Source organism: Streptomyces sp. WZ.A104 (assembly GCF_002382885.1).
GTDB lineage: Bacteria > Actinomycetota > Actinomycetes > Streptomycetales > Streptomycetaceae > Streptomyces.
This window is the reverse complement of sequence record NZ_NWVL01000082.1, coordinates 21,930-33,401: the sequence shown is the minus strand read 5'-3', so window position 1 is coordinate 33,401 and position 11,472 is coordinate 21,930. Positions and strand designations below refer to the sequence as shown.

12 protein-coding genes are annotated in these 11,472 nt (G+C 71.4%); 3 read left to right on the top strand and 9 right to left on the bottom strand.

The window, feature by feature from the left end; genetic code table 11:
* Both CIB93_RS31440 and CIB93_RS31435 read right to left on the bottom strand, forming a co-directional pair.
* The coding region (locus CIB93_RS31440) for a TerD family protein (protein ID WP_143660109.1) at nucleotides 1-689 on the bottom strand (689 nt) is incomplete at its 3' end.
* Nucleotides 690-841: 152 nt separating this feature from the next.
* A complete protein-coding gene (locus CIB93_RS31435) occupies nucleotides 842-1,465 on the bottom strand; it encodes a M48 family metallopeptidase (RefSeq protein WP_096631831.1) in 624 nt (207 codons plus the stop codon).
* A gap of 218 nt (nucleotides 1,466-1,683) precedes the next feature.
* Here CIB93_RS31435 and CIB93_RS31430 point away from each other — a divergent pair, with 218 nt between their 5' ends.
* Both CIB93_RS31430 and CIB93_RS31425 read left to right on the top strand, forming a co-directional pair.
* Entirely contained in the window at nucleotides 1,684-2,868 is a 1,185-nt protein-coding gene (locus CIB93_RS31430; protein ID WP_096631829.1) for a ThiF family adenylyltransferase, read from the top strand.
* Between the two features lie 64 nt (nucleotides 2,869-2,932).
* Entirely contained in the window at nucleotides 2,933-4,438 is a 1,506-nt protein-coding gene (locus tag CIB93_RS31425) for an AarF/ABC1/UbiB kinase family protein (protein WP_096631827.1), read from the top strand.
* An 18-nt stretch (nucleotides 4,439-4,456) separates the two neighbouring features.
* Here CIB93_RS31425 and CIB93_RS31420 read toward each other — a convergent pair whose 3' ends face one another.
* The 5 genes from CIB93_RS31420 to CIB93_RS31400 form a co-directional block, all read right to left on the bottom strand.
* Nucleotides 4,457-4,660: a hypothetical protein gene (locus tag CIB93_RS31420; RefSeq protein ID WP_096631826.1), complete on the bottom strand. Its 204-nt coding sequence runs from the start codon at nucleotides 4,658-4,660 to the stop codon at nucleotides 4,457-4,459.
* 101 nt (nucleotides 4,661-4,761) lie between these two features.
* Nucleotides 4,762-5,121: a hypothetical protein gene (locus CIB93_RS31415; protein WP_096631824.1), complete on the bottom strand. Its 360-nt coding sequence runs from the start codon at nucleotides 5,119-5,121 to the stop codon at nucleotides 4,762-4,764.
* Entirely contained in the window at nucleotides 5,118-5,486 is a 369-nt protein-coding gene (locus CIB93_RS31410; RefSeq protein ID WP_065491124.1) for a WhiB family transcriptional regulator, read from the bottom strand. Before CIB93_RS31410 ends, CIB93_RS31415 begins: the two co-directional genes overlap by 4 nt.
* Nucleotides 5,487-5,662: 176 nt before the next feature.
* On the bottom strand, nucleotides 5,663-5,992 hold the full coding sequence (locus CIB93_RS31405) for a hypothetical protein (RefSeq protein ID WP_096631822.1): 330 nt from the start codon (nucleotides 5,990-5,992) through the stop codon (nucleotides 5,663-5,665).
* 167 nt (nucleotides 5,993-6,159) lie between these two features.
* Nucleotides 6,160-8,379, bottom strand: coding sequence for an ATP-dependent DNA helicase UvrD2 (locus tag CIB93_RS31400; RefSeq protein ID WP_096631821.1), 2,220 nt, complete (start codon nucleotides 8,377-8,379; stop codon nucleotides 6,160-6,162).
* Between the two features lie 323 nt (nucleotides 8,380-8,702).
* Here CIB93_RS31400 and CIB93_RS31395 point away from each other — a divergent pair, with 323 nt between their 5' ends.
* A complete protein-coding gene (locus tag CIB93_RS31395) occupies nucleotides 8,703-8,957 on the top strand; it encodes a glutaredoxin domain-containing protein (RefSeq protein WP_006127421.1) in 255 nt (84 codons plus the stop codon).
* Nucleotides 8,958-9,024: 67 nt separating this feature from the next.
* Here CIB93_RS31395 and nudC read toward each other — a convergent pair whose 3' ends face one another.
* On the bottom strand, nucleotides 9,025-9,981 hold the full coding sequence (gene nudC / locus CIB93_RS31390) for an NAD(+) diphosphatase (RefSeq protein ID WP_096631819.1): 957 nt from the start codon (nucleotides 9,979-9,981) through the stop codon (nucleotides 9,025-9,027).
* Nucleotides 9,982-10,070: 89 nt separating this feature from the next.
* Nucleotides 10,071-11,468: a dipeptidase gene (locus CIB93_RS31385; protein WP_096631817.1), complete on the bottom strand. Its 1,398-nt coding sequence runs from the start codon at nucleotides 11,466-11,468 to the stop codon at nucleotides 10,071-10,073.
* Nucleotides 11,469-11,472: the final 4 nt, after the last annotated feature.

Below are 11,472 nucleotides of genomic sequence, written 5' to 3'. Positions count from 1 at the left end.
GGCGGCGGCGTGGGCGTGGCCGGGACCTCGAAGGGCGGCGCGGGCTGCGGGGCCTGTGGCGCAGGAGCGGCGGGCGGGGCACCGAACGCCGGGGGCGCGGCGGACTGGGCCGGCGGGGCGAACCCGGGGGCCGCGGTCTGAGCGGGCGGCGGGGGCTCTTCCTCCGCGACCTCGCCGCCGAAGTTCTTCAGGAGCGCTTCGAGTCCGCCGTCGAAACCCTGGCCGACGGCGGCGAAGCGCCAGACGTCCTTCATATAGAAGTCGCCGAGCATCACCGCACGTTCGGTGGTGAACTCCGATCCGCTGAAGGAGTACCTGACCACCTCCTCGCCGCCCGCGACGATCCGGATGTACCCCGGGCCGATCTGCGACATCTGCCCCGCGCCGTCGAGGGTCGCGGTGAACGAGAGCTTCTGGATGGCGGCCGGAATACGGTCGAGCGTGACGCGGAAGGACTCGGTGTCGCCGGACTGCGCGCCGAGGAGCTGAATGGACTCCTCGGGCGATTTGGGCTGATTGAAGAAGATGAAATACCGGTCGTCCGAGAGCTGTTCGTTGGCGTCGAGGCCGAAGCAGCTGATGTCGAAGGTCAGCCCCGGGGCGGCGATCTGCACACCTACGTACAGATCTGTCCCTGCCGTGAGGTCACTGATCTTGGCCTTGTGGCCGCGTTGGAATTCCCTGGCCATGCGTAACGACCGTCCCCCATCCGGAAGGTGAATGCGTCGCGCCAGGCTAACCGCTATCGACGACATCCGACCAAGCCGGTACACACCCGGTACAGAATCGCCGAACGCGACCCTTCGGGATCACCGAGCGTGGCTCGGAACCCGCGCCCGTGTCACTCCTGACGGGCGGCGGGCAGGTGGGGCAGCTGCTCGGCCGCCACCACACCTTCGAGGTAACCGCGGGCCCGCTCGGTGCGCGGGTAGGACTCCAGCAACTGCCAGAACCCCGGGCCGTGCCCGGGCACCAGCAGATGAGCCAGCTCGTGCAGGAGCACGTAATCGACGACGTACTCCGGCATGCCCTGCAACCGGTGGGAGAGCCTGATGCTGCCCTCGGCCGGGGTGCACGAGCCCCAGCGCGTGTTCTGGTTGGTCACCCAGCGCACCGAGACGGGCCGGGCGCGACCGTCGAAATACTGGGCCGACAGCCGCGCGGCGCGCTCCGCGAGCTCGGTGTCACCCAGGACCCGCTTGCCCTCCTGGGCGGCGAGCTTGTCGAGCATCACGCCCACCCAGCGCCGCTCCTCAGCCTCGGACATCCGTGCGGGGATGAGCACGATCGTGCGGTCGCCCTCCCGGTACGCGGAGACCGACTTCCTGCGCCGGGTGCTCCTGCGGACCTCGACCGCGCTCGTCGCCGAAGCGCGGGCCGGATGGGCTGCCGCGCTGCGCTGATGGCTTCCGGACCTGCGCGCGGGGAACTCCCCGGCGAAGCCGGACGACGGGTCGGCGGGCACGCCACGACGTTACCCGCTGTCCGCGCGGGAAATCCCGCCCCGGGGAGGGTTCGGCGACGATTCGCACGCCGGCTTGCACTATTTGAACGACTAACGCCCCCCGCCTGTGGACAACTCTGCGCAGGGTTCGCCGTCGGCCCGCATGCTGACAAGGACTCGCGGGGTACGGCTCGCGAATCCGTGATCGCAACATCGCTCGGGGACTCGGGGGAGAAGTCATGCATCCGATGCTGAAGCCCGCACTGCGCCGTGCCTGGCGTGGACGGAACACCGTGCAGTTCGGGGTGACGCCCGCACACGCCGTGACGCTCGGTCCGGTGGACATCGCCACCGGAAGTTTCCTGGAACTGCTCGACGGCACACGCGGCCTGCCACTCCTTTACGAGGAAGCCAGGGCGCTGGACCTGTCGGAGCGTCATGTCGATGTGCTGCTCTCGCGCTTGACGGACGCCGGGCTTCTCGACGATCCGAGATCGGCGGCCCCGGACACCGACGCGCTGCGCCGACGGGCCGAGGTGATGGACCGCCAACGCCCCGATGTGGCCTCGCTCTCCATCGTCCACCCCGAACCGGGCGGCGGCCTGCGCCGGATGGCGGCCCGGCGGGCGATGCGGGTCCAGGTGCGGGGTGCGGGGCGGGTGGGTGCGTCGATCGCCTCGTTGTTGTCGGGTGCGGGGGTGGGCGAGGTTGAAGTGCTGGACGGGGGGCGGGCCGAGCTCTGGGATGTGGCGCCCGCGGGGCTGCCTCCGGCGTCCGTGGGGGAACGACGCGACGTGGCCGCCCGCCGCCTCGTCCGCCGGTCCGCGCCCGGACCGGCTCCCCGGTCGGCGGGGGCGGGGGCGAGGTTTGACGGGGGCGCCGGACAGCCCGGTCTTTCGCTGGTCGTCGTCGCGCCCCGGGACGGCCTCGCGGTGTACGCGCCCCTTCCGGACACCGCGGCGCCCTGGATCGCGTCCGGTACTCCTCATCTCTATGCGGGAGTGATCGAGGCGACGGGGGTGGTCGGACCGTTGGTGCTGCCCGGGGGCACCGGCTGCGCGGGGTGCCTGGAGCTGCATCGCACGGACCGGGATTCGCAGTGGCCCCGGATGCTGGCCCAGTGGCGTTCGGGGCGGCGGGGCGCGGGGCCCGCCTGCGATCTGGGGCTTGCCACCGCGGTCGCCGGTCTCGCCGCGGCCCATGCCCTGGCCTTTCTGGACGGGGACCTCCCGGCCAGCACGGGCGCTCGCTGGGAGGCCGCTCTGCCGTTGCTGGACTGGCGCTCCGAGCGGATCGGCCCTCATGCGGACTGTTCCTGCGGTGGGACCGAGGGCGCCGGTGAGCCGACTCGGAGTTGTCGGGCACCCGCTAAGGGGGATCGGACCTCGGGCGGTTTTCCGGCGCAGGACACAATGGCCGGGTGACCGCCGTCGACGGAGTGACACCGGAGGCTGGAGCGGCACGGCAGTCTGGGAACTGGAGGGGCACATGTCTGATCTTCCCCGGAAGGCGGTTACGCGTACCGCCAAGCTGGCCGCGCTCCCACTCGGCTTCGCCAGCCGCGCCACGTGGGGCCTGGGCAAGCGGATCGGCGGGAAGTCCGCCGAGCTCGTCGCCCGCGAGGTCCAGCAGCGCACGGCGGACCAGTTGTTCAAGACCCTGGGAGAGCTGAAGGGCGGGGCCATGAAGCTGGGCCAGGCGCTCTCCGTCTTCGAGTCGGCGCTTCCCGAGGAGGTCGCCGGTCCCTACCGGGCCGCGCTGACCAAGCTTCAGGAGGCCGCCCCACCCCTGCCCGCCCGCACGGTCCACGGGGTCCTCGCCGAGCGGATCGGGGAGCACTGGCGGGATTATTTCCTGGAGTTCGAGGACACTCCGGCGGCCGCCGCCTCGATCGGGCAGGTCCACCGTGCGGTGTGGCACGACGGCCGCGAGGTCGCGGTGAAGGTGCAGTATCCCGGCGCGGGCGAGGCATTGCTCTCCGATCTCGCCCAGCTGAGCCGTTTCGCCCGGCTGCTCGGCCCGCTCGTCCCGGGGATGGACATCAAGCCGCTCATCAAGGAGTTGCGCGACCGCGTATCGGAGGAGCTGGACTACGAGCTGGAGGCGCAGGCGCAGCGGGAGCACGCGGCGGAGTTCGCGGATGACCCGGATGTGGTGATTCCCCAGGTGGTGCACCAGTCCGATCAGGTGCTGGTGACCGAGTGGATCGACGGAATCCCGCTGTCCGAGGTCATCACGCAGGGCACCGCGGAACAGCGGGACCGGGCGGGTCAGCTGCTGGCCCGTTTCCTCTTCTCCGGCCCGGCACGCACCGGCCTGCTCCACGCCGACCCGCATCCGGGCAACTTCCGGCTGCTGCCCCCGGCGGGGGAGAAGGCGAGTGGCCCGGCGGAGGACCAGGCGAGAGGCCCGGCGGGGGCGTGGCGTCTGGGGGTCCTGGACTTCGGCACGGTCGACCGGCTGCCGGGCGGGCTGCCGCGAAACATCGGCGACTCCCTGCGGCTGACGCTGGAGGGCGAGGCCGCGGCGGTGTACGGGCTGTTGCGTGAGGAAGGGTTCGTGAAGGAGTCGATCGAGCTCGACCCGGACGCGGTCCTCGACTATCTGCTTCCGATCATCGAGCCCGCGCAGGTGGAGGAGTTCGCCTTCACCCGGGGCTGGATCCGTGAGCAGGCGGCCCGGATAGCCGATCCACGCTCCCCCGCCTACCAGTTGGGCCGTCAGCTGAACCTTCCGCCGTCGTATGTGCTGATACACCGGGTGACCCTCAGCACGATCGGAGTGCTGTGTCAGCTGGGGGCGACGGTCCGGCTGCGGGACGAGCTCGAAGCGTGGCTGCCGGCGTTCGTCGCGGAGTCCGCGCAGCCTGAGGAGGCCCTGAAGTTCGAAGAGGACTCGGAGTTCCCGCAGGCCCCCGAGTCCGAGCAGGCTGCGGAGCTCACTTCGTGCGCCGGCGATAAGGGCGAGCAGGCGGGCGAGGCCGTCCAGACGTAGGACGGGGGCGGGGCGCGGTTACCACCAGAGCGAGTCGAGGCGGCTTTCGATCGCGCGGATGTGGAGGCGGGCGCAGTCCTCGCAGAAGTGGAGACGGCGTCCGTCCTCCATGGAGCAGAGCCAGGTCGGAGGGGCCGTGTCGCCGTCGGCGGCGGTCCCACAGCGGGCGCACACCACGCGTCCGTCGGCAGGCCGGTCAGGGGAATAGGTCTCCTCGTCCACCTCGTGACGATATCCCCGCGAGCGGGCGGGCGCGCGGCGGCACAACGCACCACGGGGCCGTCCTGTCGGACGGCCCCGTGGTGGAGTGATCGGTCGCACGGTCAGTGCATGACCGCCATGGCCAGCGCACGGCGGGCGCGCAGGGAGGCGCGCTCCGCTCGGCGCTGCATCCGGCGGGCGGCGACCAGGCGGGCCGACTGGCGGTCCCCCTGGGCCTCTCGCAGGCGGTCGTGCATATGCGCACGCGCCAGGGCTTCTGGGATGAGTTGCATTTCGCGGGTCCTGTTCTGACGCGAGTCGTTCGCGCCGATGATGGTGACGTCGGGGGTGGCGGAGCCGACGGGCTCCTTCGTGGGGGTGATCATTGGTGCCTGATTCCGGGGGTCATGAGTCTGGGGGCGGTCGATCGTTCCGAGGCGGTTCCGGTGTGTGGGGGCGGGGACCCCACAGGTGGCGGTCACGCTGCGACCGGGTTCTTGCGCGGACGGCCACGCGGCCGCTTGCGGGCCACGACGACACCCTGGACGAACAGTTCGCCGCCCCAGACGCCCCACGGCTCGCGGCGGTCCTTCGCGCCGGCGAGGCAGGCCTCGACCAGCGGGCAGGTGCGGCAGAGGGACTTGGCGTACTCGACGTCGGCCGGCGACTCGGCGAAGAAGACCTCCGGGTCGTAGGAGCGGCAGGGGACGGGGACGCCGAGGTTCTCGATGGCGTCGTCGAGCGCGGTGAGCGTGGTGAGCGGGGTCAAGGTGGAGTCCTCCGTGGAGCCGGGCGGCGAGATCGGGGTGGAGAGCGGTACTGACGGGGCGTGCGTTTCGGTGTGCACGGTGGGTGGTGTCCTCGTCTGGTCGTGCCGGCCTGTTGGCCGGTTGGCGGCTGCTGGTACCAGGTCCTGCTTGTCCCGAGGCTCCTTCGTTCCGTCTCGTCCGTTCGGACAAAACAAAAGGGCCGCGGATCCCGAGTGGGGTTCCGCGGCCCTGAAGGCGCCGACCTGATGCTGGATCAGGCTGGATCACTCCAGGGTTCAGGCCCACGGAAGGCCCACATCGTGTGGTGCTGCTGCGTCTGCTTCTTGGCTCCTGCACCGGCTGCCGCAAAGGCATAGGCCTGAGCCTGTGCTGCCTTCGCTACTGCTGCCGCCGGTGCCTCGATCGGTCGCTCATTGCGCTCCCGCATCACGGGGAGGCTCGCCGGGGACAGCGGACGTGCGGCAGAGATGCCGGACAGACCGGTGGCGTGAAGCGAGGCAGCCGAGGAACGGGCGAGGCCGAGCGAACAGGCGGAGACGACCGAGAGATCGGTCATTTTCTGGGTTTCGATGATGCTGATCACTTCAATCGCCTCCTCTCGGCGTCTCGGGGGGACCGGCCGGGGCCGGTCCTGCGTATTCGGATAAGTACAGCACGGAGTCAGGGCTTCAGAGAAGTCGCTGTTCCCGTGGTTAAGAACCTATGGTGACGACTGGGGCGGGCGCAAACTATTTTCTGGACGAGTTTTTCTCAGGCCTTGTCGGGGCCCTCCTCGGGCTCGCCATCAATCGCCTGACCTGCGCAGATGGCCAGAACATCGGCACCGAAGCGGTTCAGCTTCCGGGTGCCGACGCCGGGGATGACGACCAGCTCGCCCTCGGTGGACGGCGCTGCCTCGGCGATCGCCATGAGGGTCTTCTCGGTGAACACGCAGAAGTCCGGCTGGCCGAGCACGGCCGCCTGCGCGGCGCGCCAGTCGTGCAGCCGCTCGTACAGCGCCTCGTCCATGTCGGACGGGCACTCCTCGCAGCGCATCAGCTTCATCTCTCCGGCGGTGGTGAGCGTCCGGCCGCAGACCCGGCAGCGCACCGGCTTGTGCGGCTTCCGCGCCGCCACCGCGGTCGGCCCGGCGGACGAGGCCCGCCCGGAGCCCCGGTCGATCCCTCCGCCTCCCCCGGCCCCGCCCCGGGTCCCGGCCGAGCCCGAACCGGGGCGCAGCCCGTTCAGGAAGCGGGTCGGCCGTCGGCCCGCCCGGCCCCCGGGCGACCGGGACAACGCCCAGGAGAGTGAGAGGTGGACGCGGGCGCGGGTGATGCCCACATACATCAGGCGGCGCTCCTCCTCGACCTGCTCGTCGGTCTTGGCGTACGCGATCGGCATCATGCCCTCGGTCAGGCCGACCAGGAACACGGCGTCCCACTCCAAGCCCTTCGCCGAGTGCAGCGAGGCCAGGGTCACCCCCTGGACCGTCGGGGCGTGCTGGGCGGCCGCCCGCTCGTCCAGCTCGCGCACCAGATCGGTCAGGGTCGCCCCCGGCTTGGCCGCCTCGAAGTCCTCCGCGAGGCGCACCAGCGCGGCCAGCGACTCCCAGCGGTCGCGGACCGCCCCGGACCCGGCGGGGGGGCGGGTCGTCCAGCCCTTGGTGGAGAGCACGGCCCGGACCTGGGAGGCCAGGTCCTCCGCCCCGTCGAGCAGGGAGTCGTTGCGCCCGGCGCGGGCTGCGCCGCGCAGGGCGGTGCCCGCCTCCCGGACCTCCGCGCGTTCAAAGAACCGCTCGGCTCCGCGCAGCTGGTAGGGCACCCCGGCGTCCGCGAGGGCCTGTTCGTAGACCTCGGACTGGGAGTTGACCCGGTAGAGCACGGCGATCTCCCCGGCCGGGACACCCGCCGCGATCAGGTCGCGGATGCGCCGGGCGGTGGACTCCGCCTCGTTGGGCTCGTCGGGATACTCGGCGTAGACCGGCTCGGGGCCCTTGTCGCGCTGCGAGACCAGCTCCAGCCGGTGGTCGGCCGCCTTGCCGTGGGCCTGGCTCAGCAGAGCGTTGGCGAGGTGGACGACCTGGGGGGTGGAGCGGTAGTCCCGGACCAGCTTGACGACGGTCGCCCCGGGGTGGCGGGTGCGGAAGTTCAGCAGATGGTCGGGGGTGGCCCCGGTGAAGGAATAGATCGTCTGGCTGGCGTCGCCGACGACGCAGAGGTTGTCCCGGTCGCCGACCCAGAGGTCGAGCAGCCGCTGCTGGAGCGGGCTCACGTCCTGGTACTCGTCCACGACGAAGTGCTGATACTGGCCGCGCACGTGGTCGGCGATGTCGTGGCGGTCCTGGAGGATGCCGACGGTGAGCAGCAGCACGTCCTCGAAGTCGATGACCGAGCGGTCGCGCTTGAGCTGTTCGTACGTGGAGTAGATCTGGGCCAGGACCGCCGGGTCGCGGGGGGCGTCCCGGTGGGTCTTGGCGACCGCGGCCGGATAGTCGGCGGGGACGGTCCGGGTGACCTTGGCCCACTCGATCTCGCCGGTGACGTCCCGCAGCTCGTTGCGGTCGAGCCGGAGCTGACAGCGGGCGGCGGCCTCGGCGACCAGCTGCACCTTCCGCTCCAGCAGTCGGGGCAGCTCGCCACCGACTGCTTTCGGCCAGAAATACTGGAGCTGGCGGAGTGCGGCGGAGTGGAAGGTCCGCGCCTGGACGCCCGTCGCGCCGAGCTGGCGGAGGCGGCCGCGCATCTCTCCGGCTGCCCGGTTGGTGAACGTGACGGCGAGCACGGTGGCGGGCTGGAGGATGCCCGCGCGCACCCCGTACGCGATGCGGTGGGTGATCGCGCGGGTCTTGCCCGTCCCCGCTCCGGCCAGCACGCACACCGGTCCGTGCAGGGCGAGTGCCACCTCGCGCTGCTCGGGGTCGAGCCCGTCGAGCACGGCGTCCGGGGTCTCGGGAACCTGCGGGAAGAGGGTGGAGTGCGTTGCTGCTGTCACCCCGCCATGCTGCCAGGTCGCACGGGGCGGGTGCGGCGGTTGTCCACAGGGGTGCGGTATTCGTCGTACCGGTGCGCACTGGTGCGTGCCCGGGTGATCGGTGCTTGCCCGGGTGGCCGGAGTGCGCCGGGGTGTGGCGTGCCCGGGTGTGCCGGAGTGTGCCGTACGGAGGTCCCGTGCGCCCCGGCCGGGGCGGTTGTGGGAATGGTGGCCGTGTCCCGTACGTTCCATTCCGTGCGGGAACGCTGCGGGAAAGCCGCCGGACCGCAAGTGACGCTGCCGGCCGCGCAGCGGTACGGACGAGACGAAGGAGCGCCAGCGACATGGCGGGCACTGTGACGATGTACAGCACCACCTGGTGCGGCTACTGCCGTCGGCTGAAGAGCCAGATGGACCGCGAGGGCATCGCGTACAACGAGGTCAACATCGAGCACGACCCGGAATCGGCCGCTTTCGTCGAGAAGGCGAATGGCGGGAACCAGACGGTGCCGACCCTGCTGATCGTGGCCCCCTCGGGCACCGAGTCGGTCATGACGAACCCGTCGCTCGCCCAGGTGAAGCAGGCGCTCGCCGCCTGACCCCAGGCACTTCGCGCGCCCCGCTGCCCCCGGCACCGCCGGGGGCAGCGGTGTTTCCTGTGGCCGTTCAGGCCGGGCGCCGCACGCCGCCCGGCCTCGGGAGCGGCTTGCCGTACCAGAGCTCGATCAGCCGGGACGCGATCGAGATGCCGAACGGGGGCATGACCTCACCGGACTCGAAGGCCGCCGTGAGGTCCTCGCGGGAGAACCAGCGAGCCTCCTCGATCTCCTCGCCGTCGACGTTGATCTCCGAGGAGGTCGCCCGGGCCATGAAGCCCAGCATCAGGCTGGAGGGGAAGGGCCACGGCTGGCTGGCGATGTATTCGACCTCGCCGACGGTGACGCCCGCCTCCTCGTACACCTCGCGGATCACGGACTGCTCGATCGACTCCCCCGGCTCGACGAACCCGGCGAGCGTGGAGAAGCGTCCCTCCGGCCAGTGCACCTGGCGCCCCAGCAGGGCCCGGTCCTGGTCGTCGGTGACGAGCATGATGACCGCCGGGTCCGTACGCGGGTAGTGCTCGGCGCCGCAGGCCTGGCAGCGGCGGATGTGTCCGGCCGCCGCGATGACGGTGCGCTCGCCGCAGCGGGAGCAGAAGCGGTGCAGGCGCTGCCAGTTCTCCAGGGCGACCGCGTGGACCATGAGGCCCGCGTCTCGGGGGCCCAGCAGCAGGCCCGCCTCGCGGAGTCCGGCCGGGCGGGCCGACTGGTCCATGCGGCCGGGCAGCGAGTCCTTCTGGAGCGCGAAGTAGCTGACGCCCTCCTCGTCCGTGCCGAGGAAGTACCGGTGGGTCTCGGTGACCGGGGCCTCGAAGGCCGGGGTCATGACGATCTCGGTGCCCCCGTCGGGGGTGTCGTCGATCAGCACCTGCCCGCCGGAGACGACGAAGACGCGGGTCGTCGGGTGGCTCCACGCCACGGACAGCCAGGCCTCGTCGAGGCGGTGGTGTGCCGCGCGGTCGATGCCGCCCGGCGCGGTGAGGCCGATCGGGCGGTCTGCGGTGGCGTTGTCGAAGGTGCTCACAGGTGCTTCCTACTCCCCCTGGGCGGATCGGGTGTGCGGAGGTACGTGGAGGTGCGGCGGGCTCAGCGGGTTCATCGGGTTCAGCAGTGTCACCGGCCGAGCGCCTCGGCCAGCTCTCCCCACAGGTACGCGGTCGTCTCCACGCCCTTCAGCAGCAGGTCCAGCTCGACCTTCTCGTTGGGGGCGTGCCAGCCGTCGGAGGGTACGGAGATGCCGAGGAAGAGTACGGGGGCGCCGAGGACGTCCCTGAGGTCGGCGGCCGGGCCCGAGCCCCCCTCGCGGGTGAAGAGGATCTTCTTGCCGAAGGCCCGGCCCATCGCGCCGGCGACCGCCTGGAGGGCGGGGTGGTCCAGCGGGGTCAGGCAGGGGCGGGTGGCGGGCTGGAAGGCGATCTTGTGGCGGAGGCCCGCCGGGACGCGGGACTCGGCCCAGGCGCGGACGGTCTGCTGCACGCGGTCGGGGTCCTGGCCGTCGACCAGCCGGAAGCTGATCTTCACCAGGGCGGAGGAGGGGATGATCGTCTTGCTGCCCGCGCCCTGGTAGCCGCCGCCGATGCCGTTGACCTCGGCGGTGGGGCGGGCCCAGACGCGCTCCAGCGTGGAGTACCCGGCCTCGCCGTGCGACGCCTGCGACTTCGCCGTACGCAGCCAGGTCGCCTCGTCGAAGGGCAGCTCGGCGAAGAGCGCCCGCTCGGTGTCGGTGAGGTCGGTGACCCCGTCGTAGAAGCCGGGGATCGCGACGCGGCCGTTCTCGTCGTGGAGAGCGGCGACCAGGCGGGCGACCTCGGTGGCAGGGTTGGGGACGGCTCCCCCGAACGATCCCGAGTGGATGTCCTGGGCGGGGCCGTACAGCTCGATCTCACACTCCGCGAGGCCGCGCATGCCGGTGCAGACGGTCGGCGTCTCCTCGTCCCACATGCCGGTGTCGGAGACGATCACGGCGTCGGCGACGAGGCGGTCCGCGTGCTGTTCGGCCAGCGCGCGGAAGTTCGGGGAGCCCGACTCCTCCTCGCCCTCGATCAGCAGCTTGAGGTGGACGGCCGGGGTGGTGCGGCCGGTGGCGGCGAGGTGGGCGCGGACCCCGAGGGTGTGGAAGAACACCTGGCCCTTGTCGTCGGCTGCACCGCGTCCGTACATCCGGCCGTCCCGGATCACCGGCTCGAACGGGTCGGTGTCCCAGCCGTCCTCGCGGGCGGCCGGCTGCACGTCGTGGTGGCCGTAGACCAGCACGGTCGGGGCGCCCGGGTCCTCGCTGGGCCACTCCGCGAAGACAGCGGGGGCGCCGGGGGTCTCCCAGATCTCGGTGACCGGGAAGCCGGTCTCCTTGAGCTTGGCGCTCAGCCATTCGGCACTGCGCCGTACGTCCCCGTCGTGCTCCGGCTGCGCGGATACGGACGGGATGCGCAGCCACTCCGCGAGGTCGTCGAGGAAGGCTGCGCGGTGCTGTTCGGTGTACGTACGGACGGCGCTGTCCGGGGTCTCGCTCATGCTC